This window comes from Kineococcus rhizosphaerae (genome assembly GCF_003002055.1).
Taxonomy (GTDB): Bacteria; Actinomycetota; Actinomycetes; order Actinomycetales; family Kineococcaceae; genus Kineococcus; species Kineococcus rhizosphaerae.
This window is the reverse complement of sequence record NZ_PVZF01000015.1, coordinates 37,116-52,968: the sequence shown is the minus strand read 5'-3', so window position 1 is coordinate 52,968 and position 15,853 is coordinate 37,116. Positions and strand designations below refer to the sequence as shown.

17 protein-coding genes are annotated in these 15,853 nt (G+C 73.0%); 12 read left to right on the top strand and 5 right to left on the bottom strand.

Going from position 1 to position 15,853, the window contains the following annotated elements; all coding sequences use genetic code 11:
• Positions 1 to 538: 538 nt before the first annotated feature.
• The gene (dnaB, locus tag CLV37_RS23210) at positions 539 to 3,046 is read left to right on the top strand and encodes a replicative DNA helicase (protein ID WP_106215146.1); all 2,508 of its coding nucleotides are present in this window, start codon (positions 539 to 541) and stop codon (positions 3,044 to 3,046) included.
• Positions 3,047 to 3,121: 75 nt separating this feature from the next.
• On the opposite strand, the gene CLV37_RS23205 is transcribed toward dnaB, so the two are convergent.
• Positions 3,122 to 3,868, bottom strand: coding sequence for a putative protein N(5)-glutamine methyltransferase (locus CLV37_RS23205; protein WP_245885730.1), 747 nt, complete (start codon positions 3,866 to 3,868; stop codon positions 3,122 to 3,124).
• Between the two features lie 103 nt (positions 3,869 to 3,971).
• Between CLV37_RS23205 and CLV37_RS23200 the strand changes: the two genes are divergently transcribed.
• Entirely contained in the window at positions 3,972 to 4,961 is a 990-nt protein-coding gene (locus CLV37_RS23200; protein WP_106214986.1) for an LLM class flavin-dependent oxidoreductase, read from the top strand.
• A 39-nt stretch (positions 4,962 to 5,000) separates the two neighbouring features.
• Here the strand turns inward: CLV37_RS23200 and CLV37_RS23195 are convergent, their stop codons facing one another.
• Together CLV37_RS23195 and CLV37_RS23190 are read right to left on the bottom strand one after the other, a co-directional pair.
• Positions 5,001 to 5,624: an HD domain-containing protein gene (locus CLV37_RS23195; protein WP_106214984.1), complete on the bottom strand. Its 624-nt coding sequence runs from the start codon at positions 5,622 to 5,624 to the stop codon at positions 5,001 to 5,003.
• 92 nt (positions 5,625 to 5,716) lie between these two features.
• Positions 5,717 to 6,652 carry a helix-turn-helix transcriptional regulator gene (locus CLV37_RS23190; RefSeq protein WP_106214982.1) on the bottom strand — a complete coding sequence of 312 codons (936 nt, stop codon included), beginning with the start codon at positions 6,650 to 6,652 and terminating at the stop codon, positions 5,717 to 5,719.
• A 106-nt stretch (positions 6,653 to 6,758) separates the two neighbouring features.
• On the opposite strand from CLV37_RS23190, the gene CLV37_RS23185 reads away from it, so the two are divergent.
• The 3 genes from CLV37_RS23185 (at position 6,759) to CLV37_RS23175 (ending at position 9,214) form a co-directional block, all read left to right on the top strand.
• Positions 6,759 to 7,157, top strand: a complete 399-nt coding sequence (locus CLV37_RS23185) for a VOC family protein (RefSeq protein WP_211298881.1) — start codon at positions 6,759 to 6,761, stop codon at positions 7,155 to 7,157.
• A 9-nt stretch (positions 7,158 to 7,166) separates the two neighbouring features.
• On the top strand, positions 7,167 to 8,309 hold the full coding sequence (locus CLV37_RS23180; protein ID WP_106214980.1) for a pyridoxal phosphate-dependent aminotransferase: 1,143 nt from the start codon (positions 7,167 to 7,169) through the stop codon (positions 8,307 to 8,309).
• 122 nt (positions 8,310 to 8,431) lie between these two features.
• Positions 8,432 to 9,214, top strand: a complete 783-nt coding sequence (locus CLV37_RS23175; protein WP_106214979.1) for a glucose 1-dehydrogenase — start codon at positions 8,432 to 8,434, stop codon at positions 9,212 to 9,214.
• Here CLV37_RS23175 and CLV37_RS23170 read toward each other — a convergent pair.
• The gene (locus tag CLV37_RS23170) at positions 9,196 to 10,128 is read right to left on the bottom strand and encodes an SDR family NAD(P)-dependent oxidoreductase (protein ID WP_106214976.1); all 933 of its coding nucleotides are present in this window, start codon (positions 10,126 to 10,128) and stop codon (positions 9,196 to 9,198) included. The two genes, CLV37_RS23175 and CLV37_RS23170, sit on opposite strands and share 19 nt — an antisense overlap.
• Before the next feature lie 103 nt (positions 10,129 to 10,231).
• Between CLV37_RS23170 and CLV37_RS23165 the strand changes: the two genes are divergently transcribed.
• Together CLV37_RS23165 and CLV37_RS23160 are read left to right on the top strand one after the other, a co-directional pair.
• Positions 10,232 to 10,894, top strand: a complete 663-nt coding sequence (locus tag CLV37_RS23165) for a TetR/AcrR family transcriptional regulator (RefSeq protein ID WP_106214974.1) — start codon at positions 10,232 to 10,234, stop codon at positions 10,892 to 10,894.
• Positions 10,895 to 10,972: 78 nt separating this feature from the next.
• Positions 10,973 to 11,353: a Rid family hydrolase gene (locus tag CLV37_RS23160; RefSeq protein WP_106214972.1), complete on the top strand. Its 381-nt coding sequence runs from the start codon at positions 10,973 to 10,975 to the stop codon at positions 11,351 to 11,353.
• Between the two features lie 19 nt (positions 11,354 to 11,372).
• Here the strand turns inward: CLV37_RS23160 and CLV37_RS23155 are convergent, their stop codons facing one another.
• Positions 11,373 to 12,353 (bottom strand): aldo/keto reductase, encoded by a 981-nt coding sequence (locus CLV37_RS23155; RefSeq protein ID WP_106214970.1) that lies wholly within the window; start codon positions 12,351 to 12,353, stop codon positions 11,373 to 11,375.
• 188 nt (positions 12,354 to 12,541) lie between these two features.
• Here CLV37_RS23155 and CLV37_RS23150 point away from each other — a divergent pair, with 188 nt between their 5' ends.
• The 5 genes from CLV37_RS23150 to CLV37_RS23130 all read left to right on the top strand — a co-directional run bounded on the left by CLV37_RS23150 (position 12,542) and on the right by CLV37_RS23130 (position 15,842).
• Positions 12,542 to 13,273 carry an SDR family oxidoreductase gene (locus tag CLV37_RS23150; protein WP_211298879.1) on the top strand — a complete coding sequence of 244 codons (732 nt, stop codon included), beginning with the start codon at positions 12,542 to 12,544 and terminating at the stop codon, positions 13,271 to 13,273.
• Positions 13,274 to 13,393: 120 nt separating this feature from the next.
• The gene (locus CLV37_RS23145) at positions 13,394 to 13,861 is read left to right on the top strand and encodes a DUF2231 domain-containing protein (RefSeq protein WP_211298878.1); all 468 of its coding nucleotides are present in this window, start codon (positions 13,394 to 13,396) and stop codon (positions 13,859 to 13,861) included.
• Between the two features lie 44 nt (positions 13,862 to 13,905).
• Complete coding sequence (locus CLV37_RS23140; protein ID WP_211298877.1) at positions 13,906 to 14,682, top strand: COG4705 family protein; 777 nt, start codon at positions 13,906 to 13,908, stop codon at positions 14,680 to 14,682.
• 27 nt (positions 14,683 to 14,709) lie between these two features.
• Positions 14,710 to 15,135, top strand: a complete 426-nt coding sequence (locus tag CLV37_RS23135) for an arsenate-mycothiol transferase ArsC (RefSeq protein WP_106214966.1) — start codon at positions 14,710 to 14,712, stop codon at positions 15,133 to 15,135.
• Between the two features lie 44 nt (positions 15,136 to 15,179).
• Positions 15,180 to 15,842, top strand: a complete 663-nt coding sequence (locus CLV37_RS23130; protein ID WP_106214964.1) for a response regulator transcription factor — start codon at positions 15,180 to 15,182, stop codon at positions 15,840 to 15,842.
• Positions 15,843 to 15,853: the final 11 nt, after the last annotated feature.

Below are 15,853 nucleotides of genomic sequence, written 5' to 3'. Positions count from 1 at the left end.
CCTTGAGCCTGCCGGGCAGAGCGTTACCGAACCGCAACAGAGCCGCTTCCCCCTCGTCCGAACGATTCTTTTTCCACCCACACCTGGTGGACAACCCCGTGGATGACGTCGTCGCAGGTCAGCGCCCTGCTCGCGGTCCTGAGGGGCCGTCGTCCACCGTAACGGGGCGAGTTGTCCCCAGCGTTGTCCACCCCCTGTGCACAACGGTCCCCACCTCATCCACAGGCTGTCCACCGCCCTGTGCACAGGGTGGTTTGACCGATCGGAAGGACGTCGGTCACTGTGCTCGGAGGACCAGGAGGAGCCCGCGCGCCGAGCCGTGTCGGACCCGTCCTCTAGACCTGGGGCGAGGGATCGTCGCGGGACGTCTCCGGGGGAAGAGGGGCAAGCAGCAGTGACCACGTACGACGAGCCCCCGGTCGACTTCGGGCCCCCCGACGACGGCGAGCGCTTCAGCGGCGGGCGTGGCGGCTCCGGCGGCAAGGGGCGTCGCGGTGGACGCGACGACCGCGGGTCCGAGGGCGCCTCCTACGACCGGATGCCCCCCCAGGACATCGCCGCCGAGCAGGGCGTGCTCGGCGGGATGATGCTGTCCAAGGACGCCATCGCCGACGTCGTCGAGGTCATCAAGAGCCAGGACTTCTACCGCCCCGCTCACGAGGTCATCTACGACGCGATCCTCGACCTGTACTCCCGCGGCGAGCCCGCCGACCCCGTCACCGTCTCCGCCGAGCTCACCAACAAGGGCGAGCTCAGCCGCGTCGGTGGCACCCCGTACCTGCACGACCTCATCTCCACCGTCCCCACGGCCGCCAACGCCGCCTTCTACGCCCGCATCGTCGCCGAGCGCGCCGTCCTGCGCCGCCTCGTCGAAGCCGGCACCCGCATCGTGCAGATGGGCTACGGCTCCGACGGCATGGACGTCGAGGCCGTCGTCAACACCGCCCAGGCCGAGATGTACGCCGTCACCGAGAAGCGCACCAAGGAGGACTACGCCGTCCTCGGGGACGTCATCGAAGGCACCATCGACGAGATCGAGGCCAGCTCCCACCGCGGGGAGGGCATGGTCGGCGTGCCCACCGGCTTCGCCGACCTCGACAGCCTCACCAACGGCCTGCACCCGGGGCAGATGATCGTCATCGCGGCGCGGCCGGCGGTCGGGAAGGCGCTCGCGCTCGACACCCCGCTGCCCACCCCCACCGGCTGGACGACGATGGGCGAGGTCGCGGTCGGCGACCAGCTGATCGGCGCGGACGGCGAGCCGACGACCGTCGTCGCGGCGACGGAGGTCATGACCGACCGCCCCTGCTACGAGGTGCACTTCTCCGACGGCAGCGTGATCGTCGCGGACGAGCAGCACCAGTGGCTGACGAGCACGCGCGCCTCGCGCAGGCCCGGCCGAGCGGCCGAAGCGGTGAGGACCACTGGTGAGATCGCCGCCACCCTGCGGTGCGAGACGGGCGACCGACGCCTCAACCACGCCGTCAGCTTGGCCCGGCCTCTCCAGGTGCCGGACCGGGATCTCCTGGTGCCGCCCTACGTGCTGGGGGCGTGGCTGGGAGACGGGCACAGCGCGACTGCTCGCCTCACGACCGCCGACGCCGAGATGGTCCTGCTCCTGGAGGACGAAGGCCTCGAAGTCCGCCAGGTCGACTCGATGGTCTACTCGCTCCGCCTTCCCGGTGTTCCTGTGGTGACCAAGGCCTGCGTGGTGTGCGGCACCGAGTTCCGTCCCAAGACGTCGCAGGTCAAGACGTGTGGGCGCAGCTGCGGCGGCCGGTCCAAGGGCGTCGGTGGTTACTCCGTGCCGCCGGTCTGCTCCTCTTGTGGTCGGCCTTCCAGCGGTTTCGTGCTCTGCGGCAGCTGCCGAGCCGAGCACGGCAGCTTCCAAGCCCGGCTCCGGACCATCGGTGTGCTCGGTGACAAGCACATCCCCGTCGACTACCTGCGCGCCTCCGAGACGCAGCGTCGGGCACTGCTCGCGGGTCTGCTGGACACCGACGGCACCGTCGCGCCGTCGGGGACCGTCCAGTTCACCGTGACCTCTCGACGACTCGCGGAGCAGGTGCGTGAGCTCCTGCACACCTTGGGATACCGGACCGGGTGGAGCGAGAAGGCGGTCAGAGGTCGGAGCGCCGAGTCGTCGACGGCGTACACGATCACTTTCAGCACGGACGACGAAGTCTTCCGGTTGGAACGGAAGAAGCTGGTCCACAAGGACCGACGCCAGCGGCAGTTCCAGCGGCGCAACAGCCGCTTCATCACCGACGTCCGCCGCGTCGACTCCGTCCCGGTCCGTTGCGTCGAGGTCTCCAACGCCGACCACCTCTACCTCGCCGGTCGCTCCATGGTCCCGACCCACAACTCGACGCTGGGACTGGACATCGCCCGCGCCTGCTCCATCAAGCACGGCCTGGCCTCCGTCATCTTCTCCCTGGAGATGGGGCGCAACGAGATCGCGATGCGCCTGCTGTCCGCCGAGGCGCGCGTCCCCCTGCAGAAGATGCGCAAGGGGAACATGGACGACGGCGACTGGACGCGGTTCGCCAAGACCATGGGCGCCATCAACGACGCCCCGCTGTACATCGACGACTCCCCGAACATGTCGCTCATGGAGATCCGCTCCAAGTGCCGGCGGCTCAAGCAGCGCGCCGACCTCAAGCTCGTCATCGTCGACTACCTGCAGCTCATGACGTCGGGCAAGAAGGTGGAGAGCCGCCAGCAGGAGGTCTCGGAGTTCTCGCGCGCGCTGAAGCTCCTCGCCAAGGAGATCGAGGTCCCCGTCATCGCCCTGTCGCAGCTGAACCGTGGTCCGGAGCAGCGCACCGACAAGCGACCCATGGTGTCGGACCTCCGTGAATCGGGGTCCATCGAGCAGGACGCCGACATGGTCATCCTGCTGCACCGCGAGGACATGTACGAGAAGGAGTCCCCGCGGGCGGGGGAGGCGGACTTCATCGTCGCCAAGCACCGCAACGGCCCCACGGACACGATCACCGTCGCGTTCCAGGGCCACTACTCGCGCTTCGTCGACATGGCGACCTGAGCGGGTCCCGCGACAACCCCTCCGCGGGCGATCGGCGCAGCTCGGTCGCGGAGGGGTGACCACCCCTGGACGCGGTCAGGGGAGCCGGACGGAGAACACCCGCGAGCCGTCGTCCTCCTCCTCGTCCGCGACGAACACCTCCGGCACCAGCCCGCACGCCCGCGCGCACTCGACGGCCGCGGGGGTCTGCTCCTCGTCGAGTTCGGTGAACGCCCGCCCGCGCGGGCTCAGCCACGACCCCACCTCGGCCAGCACCCGGCGCAGCACGTCGAGCCCGTCCGGGCCGCCGTCGAGGGTCCGCAGGTCCTCGTGCTCGCGCATCTCGGCCGGCAGGTGCGCGACCTCCCGGCTCGGCACGTAGGGGACGTTGGCCACGACGAGGTCGAAGCGCAGCCCGGCGGGCAGGGCGGAGAAGAGGTCGCCGGTCACGACGGTGGCTCCCGGCAGGTTGCGGCGGGCGCAGTCGGTGGCGGGGGGCAGCAGGTCGGTCGCGTGGACCCGCAGCGACGGGACGCGGTCGGTGACCGCGCCGATCAGCGCGCCCGTCCCGCAGCACAGGTCCAGCGCCCGGTCCCCGGGGCGCGCGTGGGCGACGGCGAGGTCGACGAGGGCGCCGGTGCGGTGCCGCGGGACGAACACCCCCGGGGCGACGGCGTAGCGGCGGCCGCGGAAGAGGGCCCACCCGAGCACGTCCTCGAGCCGCTCACCCGCGACCCGCCGCGCGACGAGGGCGTCCAGGTCGCCCCCGGCGGCGCGCAGGAGCTCGGCCTCGCGCTCGGCGAAGACGCACCCCGCCGCGTGCAGCCTGCCCACCACGTCCACGCCGCCAGTGTCCCAGCACCCACCCGGCTCCCCGGAGGTGGAACACCTCGGCGGGGCGCGGGGTTGCCCCCTGTGGAAGCCTCGTCGTTCGAAAGGTCGCACCATGTCGTTCGCGTTCTCGGTCCTCGACCTCGCCCCCATCGCTCCGGGGCAGTCGGCGGGCGACAGCATCGCGGCCAGCGTCGCCCTCGCCCGGACCGCCGAGGAGCACGGCTACCGCCGCGTCTGGTACGCCGAGCACCACAACATGCCGCACATCGCCTCGTCGGCGCCGGCCGTCCTCATCGCGCACGTCGGCGCGCACACCAGCACCATCCGCCTCGGCTCGGGCGGCGTCATGCTGCCCAACCACTCGCCGCTGGCCATCGCCGAGCAGTTCGGGACGCTGGAGGCCATGTACCCGGGGCGCATCGACCTCGGGCTCGGCCGGGCCCCCGGCTCGGACGAGGCGACGACGTACGCGCTGCGGCGGGACCCGGCGGCCTCGGCGCAGTTCCCCGAGGACGTCGCCGAGCTGCGCGCCTACCTCGCGGGCCGCTCCCGCGTCCCCGGGGTGCAGGCCACCCCCGGCAGCGGGCTGAACGTCCCGCTGTACGTGCTGGGGTCGTCGACGTTCGGGGCGCACCTCGCCGCCCGGCTCGGGTTGCCGTACGCGTTCGCCTCGCACTTCGCGCCCCAGCAGTTGCGCGCTGCGGTCGTCTCCTACCGCAACGAGTTCCAGCCCTCGGAGCAGCTCGCGGAGCCGTACGTGATCGCGGGCGTCAACGTGGTGGCCGCCGACACCACGAGCCGGGCCCGGGAGTCGTTCGCCCAGGTGCAGCGACGTTTCGCGACCTCGCTGTTCGGGCGGGGCCGCACGTTCACCGAGGCGGAGATCGACATCCTCATGGAAACCGCTGCGGGGCAGCACGTCCAGCAGATGCAGCACTACTCCGCGATCGGCACCCCGGGCGAGGTCCGGGAGTACCTGGAGGAGTTCCGCCGCGAGGCCGGCGCCGACGAGCTCATCGTCGCCCACCAGGCGCTGGACACCGACGCCCGGCTGCGTTCGGTGCGGCTGCTCGCCGAGGCGTTCGAGGGTGCGACCGTCTGACGGCGGGCACCGACCGCCGACCGGCCCCGTGAGGGGCGGTCAGCGGTGCTGCTGCGTCGGGACGGGCAGCACCCGGCGCCCCGGGCCGAGGCGGGCCTGGACGCGCGCCACGGACGCGCGCAGGAAGGGTTCCCGTTCGCGCCGCGCCTGGCGCTCGGCGGCGGGGTCGCCCCGGTGCCGGGCGTGCATCTCCTGCAGGCGCTCGGCGAGCCGGACCTCCCGGCCGTCGGGGGTGGACGTCATGTCGCAGTACACGAGCGCGTCGGCGACGGCGCCGCCCTCGTCGGGGTAGGCGTCGAGCCGGTCCACCAGACCCCGCGCGCGGGCCATGAACCGGGACCCGCTGTGGTGGGCGACGAGGCCCACGAGGCGGACGGGCCACCCGAGCTCGGCCAGGTGGTCGGCGCCGTCGAGGGGGTGGAAACCGGAACGCAGCAGGGCGGGGGCGTACCCGACGTCGTGCAGGGCGGCGGCCGCGACGAGCAGTTCCCGGTCCTGTTCGGGGACCGTGTGGGCGATGGACCGCGCGGTGGCCGCGGCGAGCCGGGTGTGCGCCCAGCGGGCGTCGACCCCGCTCAGGAGCTCGTGGGCCAGGTCCAGGGCCGCCTGCCCGCTGACGAAACCTTTCGGTCCGGACACGGCGACGTCCGTTTCGCTGCTCATCGTCTGCTCCTCGCTGCCGGAGACGTCCTCGTCGTCCCGCGATCCGCGCTCACCATGGCACGGCACCGGGTCCGCTGCCAACAGCCGGACCCTCACGGGTACCTCTGCACCAGTTCCCGGCCGATCCGGCCGAGTTCCGCCCGTACGCTCGCTGGTCCCTCCACCTCGATCCCCGCCCCCCACCCGGCCAGCGTCCGCGCCAGGTCGAGCGGCGCGGGTGCCGCGACCAGGCAACGGGCCCGCCCGCCGCCGAGTTCCCGGACGTCGGTGCAGTGCCGGCCGAACTGCGTGCGCAGCACGGGCAGGAACCTCGTGGGCACGACGACGGTCGCGCTCGTCAGCGACCGCCGCGCCTCCACCTCCCCGACGACCCGCTGCCACTCGCGGACCAGGTCGAACCCGTCGGGACGTTCGAACCGTTCGTCCAGAGTTTCTAGATCCCCGATGCGGTCGAGGCGGAACGTGCGCCGTCCCCGCGGGGTCTGCGCGAGCAGGTACCAGACGTCGTCCTTGTCGACGAGGCCCAGGGGGTCGACCGTCCGCAGCGTCCGGCCGGTCCGCGACGCGTAGTCCAGCCGGACGCGCGTGCGGGACACGACGGCCCGCTGCAACTCCTCGACGAGGCCGGGAGGGGCCGCCTCCTGCCCGCCCCACCGGGCCGGGTCGACGACGACCGCCTCGGCCGCGGCCTCGGCGTCGGCGCGGAACGTCCCCGGCAGGGCGCGCACCAGCTTGCGCAGCGCGGTCCTCGCCCGCGGGCTCGTGGCGGTCGGGCCGACGGTGAGGAACAGCGCCCGGGCCTCGTCGCGCGTCAGCCCGGACAGGTCCGTGCGGGCACCGCCGACGAGGGACCAGCCGCCGCCGCGCCCGGCCTGCGGGTAGACGGGGACCCCGGCGCTCGCGAGGGCCGCCAGGTCCCGCCGGGCGGTGGCCAGGGACACCTCGAGCTCGACGGCCACCTCGGCGGCCGTCACCCGCCCCCGCGACTGCAGGAGCAGCAGGACGGCCACGAGGCGGTCGGCGCGCACGTCGTCGAGAGTGCCACCGGAAGTGCTCAGGAGGTGAGCGCTTCACCCGGCAGTCTCGTGGGTGTCGAGACCGCACCGGACGAGGGAGCACGTGATGTTGCGAGGCATGTCGACCGTGGCGCTGCTGGCGGAGGACTTCGAGGGCGCCAAGCGCTGGTACACCGAGCTGCTGGGGATCGCGCCGTACTTCGACCAGCCCTGGTACGCCGAGTTCCGCGTCGGCGACCACCAGCACGAGCTGGGGATCCTCGACGCCCGCTTCGCCGGGCAGCTCGGCGGGGTCCCGGCGACCGACCGCCCCGGCGGCGTCGTCCTGTACTGGCACGTCGACGACCTCGACGCCGCGATCGCCCGCACGCTCGAGCTGGGGGCGACGGTGTTCCAGCCGGCCCGGCGGTTCGGCGAGGGGTTCACGGGGGCCTGCGTGCTCGACCCGTTCGGCAACCTCCTGGGCCTCATGCACAACGCGCACTACCTCGAGGTGCTCGCGGGCCGCACGTCATAACCTCGGAGCGTGCCGCAGATCGCCCCTCACGCCCTGACCATCCCCGCCTCGCCGATCCGGCGGATCTTCGACCTGGCCCAGGGCCTGGACGACGTGGTCTTCCTCAACGTCGGCGAGCCGGACCTGCCGGTGGCGCCGCACGTCCTGGCCGCCGGGGCGCAGGCGTGGCGCGACGACGTCACCGACTACACGCCGAACGGCGGGATCCCCGCCCTGCGCCGGGCCATCGCGGGCAAGCTGGCGCGGGACAACGGCCTCGACGTCGACCCCGAGCAGGTGTGGGTGACCGCGGGCGGCATGCAGGCCCTGCACCAGGTCCTGTCGCTGACCCTCGACGCGGGGCAGGAGGTGCTCGTCCCCGACCCCGGGTACGTGAACTTCTCCATGACCGCCCGGCACGTGGGGGCCGTGCCCGTGCCGTACCCGCTGGACGCGGCGAACGGTTTCCGGCCCGACCTGCCGGCGCTGGAGGCGGCCGTCACCGGGCGCACCCGCGTGCTGCTGGTGAACTCCCCGTCGAACCCGCTCGGCACGGTGTACCCCGCTGACGTGCTCGCCGGCCTGCTGGAGTTCGCCCGCCGGCACGACCTGTGGGTGGTCTCGGACGAGGTGTACGAGCGGTTCACGTACGGCGTCGCGCACGTCAGCCCCGCCGGCCTGGACCCCGACGGGCGGGTGCTGTCGGTGTTCTCCTTCTCCAAGACGTACGCGCTGACGGGGGCGCGCGTCGGGTGGTTCGTCGCGCCGCCGGCGTGGGCGCCGTTGCTGCGCACGGCGCAGGAGTCGGTGATCAGCTGCGTCAACGCCCCGGCCCAGCACGCCGCGCTCGCGGCCCTGGAGGGCGACCAGCAGGTCGTCGCGGACGCCCGCGAGCACTACCGCGCGAACATCGACGCGGCCTGCGAGGTGCTGGACGGCAAGGGGGTCCGCTACCAGCGCCCGGCGGGGGCGTTCTACTTGTGGGTGGACGTGTCGCACGTCAGCGGCGGGGACGTGTCGGCGTGGTGCGAGCGGTTCCTGGTGGAGCAGCGCGTCGCCGTGGCGCCGGGGTCGGGTTTCGGGGCCAGCGGTGAGGGGTGCATCAGGTTGTCCCTGGCCGGCACCCGTGCGGACGTCGTGACGGGGGTTTCCCGGATCCCCGCGGTGGGGTGAGGGCCCGGAGCAGGAGTACGCTGAACGACAGGTGTCGCACAGAAGGTGCGGGGCCTGCCGGGCGGTCGACGGAGGTCGTCCGGCGTGCGCCGGACGCACACCGACCGAAGGGAACGTGCCCCGTGGACCGCTTCAGCGACCGCGTCGTCCTCATCACCGGCGGGGGGTCCGGCCTCGGCCGCGCCACCGCCGTCCGCCTCGCCACCGAAGGCGCCAGGCTCTCCCTCGTCGACGTCTCCGCCGAGGGTCTGGCCGCCTCGGCCGCCGCCGTCGCCGAGGCGGCCCCCGGCGCCGAGGTGCTCACCGTCACCGCCGACGTGTCCAAGGAGGCCGACGTCGACGCCTACGTCGCCGCCACCCTCGAACGGTTCGGGCGCATCGACGGGTTCTTCAACAACGCCGGCATCGAGGGCCGGCAGAACCCCACCGAGGACTTCACGGTCGAGGAGTTCGACCGCGTCTACGGGATCAACCTGCGCGGGGTGTTCCTGGGCCTGGAGAAGGTCCTGAAGGTCATGCGCGAGCAGGGCGGCGGCTACGTCGTGAACACCGCGAGCGTCGGCGGGATCCGCGGCATCGGCAACCAGTCCGGGTATGCCGCGGCCAAGCACGGCGTCGTGGGCCTGACGCGGAACTCCGCCGTCGAGTACGGCGAGCACGGCATCCGCGTCAACGCCATCGCGCCGGGGGCGATCTGGACGCCCATGGTCGAGAACTCCATGCGCCAGCTCGACGCTGAGAACCCCGAGAAGGCCGCCGAGCAGTTCATCCAGGTCAACCCGACCAAGCGGTACGGCCAGGCGCCCGAGATCGCCTCCGTCGTGGCGTTCCTGCTCTCCGACGACGCCTCCTACGTCAACGCGACCGTCGTGCCGATCGACGGCGGTCAGTCGGCCAAGTACTGAGTTCCCACTGCGATCTCACGGGGGAACTCGACCCCCGTGAGGTCCTCGGAGACCGCCCACAGCCTGCGCTGCAGGGCGAGGTCGTAGGACTGCGGGCTCGACGTGACGACCTCGGGGAAGCCGCGCACCTCGCCCCGTCCGCCGGGGCCGTAGTACTGGCCGCCGAGCACGGCCGGGTCGGTCGCGGCTCGCAGGGTCGGCAGGGCGCCCATGTCGGCGGACTGAGCCAGCCGGCGCGCGACGGGGTTCCCGAGGCGCTGCAGCGCAGCGGGGGAGTTGCGCAGCAGCTCCGTGCTCGCCACCCCGGGGTGCGCGGCGACGGCGACCGTCGTGCCGAGCGGGGCGAGCCGGCGCTGGAGTTCGTAGGTGAACAGCAGGTTCGCGAGCTTCGACTGCCCGTAGGCGCCGGTCCGGCTGTAGGAGCGCTCCCACTGCAGGTCGTCGAAGTGGATGGCGGCGCGGATGCGGTGCCCCACGCTGCTGACGGTCACGACGCGGGAACCCTCCACGGGGGTCAGCCGGTCGAGCAGGAGGCCGGTGAGGGCGAAGTGGCCCAGGTGGTTCGTGCCGAACTGCCGCTCGAAACCGTCGCGGGTCGTCTCGCGCGGCGTGTACATGACGCCGGCGTTGTTCACCAGCAGGTCGATGCGGGGGTGGTTCTCGCGCAGTTCGGCGGCTGCCGACCGGACCGAGGCCAACGAGGTGAGGTCGAGTTCGGTGACCTGGACGTCCCCGCCCATCCGCCCGGCGGCGGCTCGTCCCTTGGCGACGTCGCGCACCGCCAGGACGACCCGCGCGCCGCGGGCGGCGAGGGCCTGTGCGGTGGAGAAACCCAGGCCGGTGTTGGCCCCGGTGACGATCGCCACCCGTCCGGTCTGGTCGGGGACGTGCTGCTGGTTCCACTGCTGGGTCACGTGAGCTCCTCGGGAAGAGACCGTCGGTCTGTTGTCGACCACGCTAAGAGACCGGTGGTCTGCTGTCAAGAGACCGGTGGTCTGAAACTGGTAGCCTGGAGCCGTGACGTTCCAGCGGGCCCGCACCGAGGAGCAGCGGGAGGCGCGCCGGCAGGCGATCCTCGAGGCCGCGGCCGCCATGCTGGAGGAGATGCCGGTCGCCGACGTCAGCCTCAACGAGCTGAGCCGCCGCGTCGGCCTGGCCAAGTCGAACGTGCTGCGCTACTTCGACTCGCGCGAGGGTGTCCTGCTCGAGCTGCTCACCTCGGCGACGCGGGAGTGGGTCGGGGAACTGTCCCGCGCTCTGCCGGCCCTCGACCCCGCGGCGCCGCTGCCGTCGCGCGCGGAGCAGGTGGCCGACGTCGTCGCCCGGACGCTGTCCGCGCGACGGGTGCTGTGCGACCTCGTGGGGGCCCAGGGCAGCGTCCTGGAGCACAACGTCACCGTCGACGTCGTGCGGCACCACAAGCACGTGGCGCACCGGTTGCTCGCGGAGGTGGGCGAGCTCCTGCGCGGGGTGCTGCCGGAACTGGGGGCGTCGGCGGACGTCGTCGGCTTCCAGGTCGCGGTCTTCGCGGCGGCCCTCGCGCCCTACAGCTCGCCGTCGGCCGCCGTGCTCGCGGCCTACGCGGCCGACCCCGGGCTGGCCGCCCTGCACCAGGAGCTGCCGGACTCCCTGCGGCAGGCCGTCCGGACGGTGCTGCTGGGGGCTCTGCCGCGCACGTGAGGCGGACGCGGGCTGGCAGAGTCCTCCCTGCACCGCCGGCGGTCGATCCGCGACCCCGGCCCCCGAGGAAGGTCACCCGTGACTGACGCAACCACCCCCGGCCGGCAGAACGTCTCCGGCGGTTCGCCCTACGAACCCGTCCTGGGGTACTCGCGCGCCGTGAAGGTCGGCGCGCAGGTCTTCGTGGCGGGGACCACCGCGCCCGGCGAGGACGCGGCGGCCCAGGCGCGCGCGGCCCTGGCCACGATCGCCGGCGCCCTGGAGCAGGCCGGTGCGACGCTCTCCGACGTGGTCCGCACGCGGGTGTTCCTGACCGACATCGCCGACTTCGACGCCGTGGGCGCCGTGCACGGGGAGGTCTTCGGCGACATCCGCCCCGCGATGGCGATCGTCCAGGTGGTGGCCCTCGCCGGCCCCGACAACAAGGTCGAGATCGAGGCCGACGCGGTCATCGCCTGACCACTCGGTTCCCGGGGGCCTACCAGGCGTAGGCCTCCGGGGCGGGCTTGCCCGGGTTCGGGAAGGGGGCGGGGAACAGCTCGTCGAGCCGGTCCAGCGCGGCCTGGTCGAGCTCGAGGTCGATCGCGCGCAACGAGTTCGTGAGCTGTTCCACGGTGCGCGGCCCGATGATCGGCGCGGTGACCGCGGGCCGGGTCAGCAGCCAGGCGACGCCGACGTCCGCCGGGTGGGCCCCGAGGTCGGCGCAGAACTCCTCGTAGGCCTGCAGGGTGGCACGGTTCTTCTCGACCCCCTCGGAGTTCGACGTCCCCCGGCCCTCGTCCCCGCCGGCCTGCTTCGCGAGCACCCCGCCGAGCAGGCCGCCGGCCAGCGGCGACCACGGGATGACGCCGAGGCCGTGGTGCTCGGCGGCGGGCAGGACCTCCAGTTCCACCCAGCGCGACATGAGGTTGTACAGCGACTGCTCGCTGACGAGCCCCACCATCTTCCGCTCGGCCGCGCTGGCCTGCGCCAGGGCGAGGTGCCAGCCGGCGAAGTTCGAGGACCCGACGTAGAGGACCTTGCCCTGCTGGCGCAGGACGCTGAAACCCTCCCAGATCTCCTCCCACGGCGTCGCGCGGTCGACGTGGTGCATCTGGTAGAGGTCGATGTGGTCGGTCTGCAGGCGCTTCAGCGACGCGTCGCACGCCTGCCGGATGTTGTAGGCGGACAGCTTGCCGTCGTTGGGCCAGTCGGTCATGTCGCCGTAGAGCTTGGTGGCCAGGACGGTCTTCTCGCGCCGGCCACCGCCCTGGGCGAACCAGCGTCCGACGATCTCCTCGGTCTCGCCCTTGTGGCTGCCGTAGCCGTTGGCGGTGTCGAAGAAGTTGATGCCGTGCTCGTGCGCGGCGTCCATGACGGTGCGGCTGTCGGCCTCGCTCGTGCGGGGGCCGAAGTTCATCGTGCCCAGGCACAGCGGCGAGACGCGCAGTCCGGTGCGGCCGAGGTGGCGGTACTCCATGCCGGGGACCCTACGCGCGGGTCCGGAGCGGGGGAAGGGGTTTCCGGCATCGTTCCCAGATCCCTGGCGGGGGTGGCCCGCGGGCTCCGATAGCGTCGATACGCTCCAGGGATAGCGATGGATGGTACGCGGTGCTAGGCTCGTACCAACGCTACGAATCGAACGTACCGATGCACTGGAGGAGAACCGTGACCGAGCAACGAGTCGCCGTCGTCACCGGAGGGTCCCGCGGCATCGGCCGCGCCGTCGCCACGACGCTGGCCGCCCGCGGCCAGGCCGTCGTCGTCGGCTACGCCGGGTCCGAGCGCGCCGCCGCCGAGGTCGTCGGGGAGATCACCGCCGCCGGGGGCCGGGCGGTCGCCGCGCAGGCCGACGTCGCCGACGAGCACGCCGTCGCCGCGCTGTTCGACGCCGCCGAGCAGGAGTTCGGCGGCGTCGACGTCGTCGTGAACGCCGCCGGCCGCCTCGCCCTGTCCACCGTCGCCGACCTCGACCTCGACGACTTCGACGCCCTGCACCGCACCAACGTCCGCGGCACGTTCGTCGTCGCCCGTGAAGCCGCCCGCCGCGTGCGCGACGGCGGGGCGGTCGTGACGTTCTCCACCTCCGTCGTGGGGTTGCAGCTGCCGACCTACGGCGCGTACGTGGCGAGCAAGGGCGCCGTCGAGGGCCTGACGATGATCCTCGCGCGCGAGCTGCGCGGCCGGGACGTCACCGTGAACGCCGTCGCCCCCGGGCCCACCGCGACGGAGCTGTTCCTCGACGGCAAGGACGAGGCGACGATCGAGCGCATGGCGAAGCAGCCGCCGCTGGAGCGCCTCGGGGAACCCGCCGACATCGCCGAGGTCGTGGCGTTCCTCGCCGGCCCCGGCCGGTGGGTCAACGGCCAGGTCGTGCGCGTCAACGGCGGGATCGTCTGACGCCTCTCCTACCCCCGGTCCGCTGAAGGGGAGCTGAGACGCACGGCGAGCGCCCCAGCGGTTCCCGGTCCTACGCTCGGGTGCCCGCGATCGCGGGAGTCGTGAGGACCGGAGGAACTCGTGCTCGACACCGTCAACGGCCTGCCCGTGCACCCGCTCGTCGTGCACGCCGTCGTCGTCATGCTGCCCCTGGCCGTGCTGGGCACCGTCCTCGTCGCGCTCTCACCGCGGCTGCGGGCCCGCTACGCCGGGATCAACGCCCTCGTCGCGCTGGTCGGCACCGTCCTGTGCCCGGTGGCCACGAGCAGCGGTGAGGCCCTGGAGCACCGCGTCGGGGACCCCGGCGTGCACGCCGAGCTCGGCGACCAGCTCCTGTGGTTCTCGATCCCCATGACCCTGTTCGCGATCGCGATGTGGTGGCTGCAGCGCCGCGTGCGGCCCGAGCGCACGGCCGTGCGCGGCCTCGGGCTGATCGCCGTCGTGGCCGTCGTCGCCTCCGTCGCCGCCGGGGTGCAGGTCTACCGCGTCGGGGACTCCGGGGCCAAGGCCGTCTGGGCCGACCAGATGACCGCCTCCGCCAAGAGCTGACGTCCTTCAGCGGGGCTTCAGCCGCCCCGCGCCACGCTGGCCCGGTGACGTCCTCCCGCCGGTTCGCCGCCGCCAAGGTCCCCGAGATCACCGCGCTGTTCTGGGTCGTGAAGATCCTCACCACCGGGATGGGGGAGGCCGCCTCGGACTACCTGGGCGAGAAGGACCTCGTCCTCGGCGGCGTCGTCGGGGTCGGGGGCTTCGCCCTCGCGCTGGGGCTGCAGCTGCGCGCCGACCGCTACCGCGCCCCCCTCTACTGGTTCTGCGTCAGCGCGATCGCGGTGTTCGGGACGATGGTCGCCGACGTCGCGCGCGTCGCCACCGGGCTGCCGCTGTGGGCGACGTCCGCCGGGTGCGCCCTGGCCGTCGCCGTCCTGTTCGCGTGGTGGTGGCGGCGCGAGGGGACCCTGGACGTCCACAGCATCACGACCGCCCGCCGGGAGCGCTTCTACTGGGCCACCGTGCTGGCCACCTTCGCCCTCGGGACCGCCGTCGGTGACCTGACGGGCCTGGCGATGGGCCTGGGGTTCCTGCCCTCGGGGATCCTGTTCACCGTCGCCATCCTCGTGCCGTTCGTGGCCTGGCGCCGGGGCCTGAACCCCGTCGTCGCGTTCTGGGCGGCCTACGTGCTGACCCGCCCGCTGGGCGCCTCGTTCGCCGACTGGCTCTCCAAGCCCCACGGCACGGGCGCCGGGCTCGGGTTCGGCGACGGCCCGGTCACCCTCGTCGCGCTGGCGGTCATCGTCGTCCCGGTGGGTCTCCTGACGGTGCGGGAGCGGGCCGTGGCCGGACCCGTCGAGCCCGCCGCCGTCCCGGACTGAGCGGGCCGCGCCGTGGGAGGCTCCGGTGTGACCACCGCGCCCCGCGTCCTGTTCGTCTGCGTCCGCAACCGCGGCAAGTCCCAGCTCGCGGCCGGGCTCATGCGCCGGCTCGTGCAGGAGCACCCGCAGCACCCGGTCACCGTCGTCTCCGCCGGGACGCGGGCCGGGACGGACCTCAACACCGAGGCCGTGCAGAGCCTGCTCGAGGTCGGCGTCGACATCACCGGCCAGCACCCGCAGCAGCTCACCGACGACCTCCTCCACGACGCTGACCTCGTCGTCGTCCTGGGGTCCGAGGCGCGCGTCGACCCGGCCGGCGGGGTGCCCGTCGAGGTCTGGGAGACCGACGAACCGTCCGCGCGCGGCATCGAGGGGGCCGAGCGGATGCGCCTGGTCCGCGACGACGTCGCCGCCCGGGTGCGGGACCTGCACACCCGCCTCGCCTCCGGGTGAGCGGCACGGCGGCGGGCCCGGGCCCGGACGGGCAGGATGGACCCGTGCGGGTGCTCCTGGTCGACGACGAGGTCACGCTGGCCGCGACCCTGGCCTCCGGGCTCGAGGGGGTCGGGTTCGGCGTCGAGGTCGTCCACGACGGCGGGACCGGTCTGGAGCGGGCGACGGAGGGAGCCTTCGACGTCGTCGTCCTCGACATCATGCTGCCGGTCCTCAACGGGTACGAGGTCTGCCGCACGCTGCGCTCCCGCCAGGTGTGGACGCCGGTCCTCATGCTCACCGCCAAGGACGGCGAGTACGACGAGACCGACGCCTTCGACCTCGGCGCCGACGACTACCTGCGCAAACCGTTCTCCTTCGAGGTCCTCGTCGCGCGGTTGCGCGCCCTCGTGCGCCGCGGCGCCCCCGAACGGCCCGCCGTCCTGAGCGCCGGTGACCTGGTGCTCGACCCGGCCTCCCAGCGCGTGCACCTGGCGGGGGAGGAGGTGCGGCTGACCGCCCGCGAGTTCCAGGTGCTGCACCACTTCATGCGCAACGCCGGGGACGTCCTCACCAAGACCAACGTGCTGCAGAACGTGTGGGACGAGTTCTACGACGGGGACGACAACCTCGTCGAGGTCTACGTCGGGTACCTGCGCAAGAAGATCGGCCGCGAGTTCATCGAGACGGTCCGCGGCGCGGGGTACCGGTTCACCAAGCTCCCCTGACGCGCCCGGTC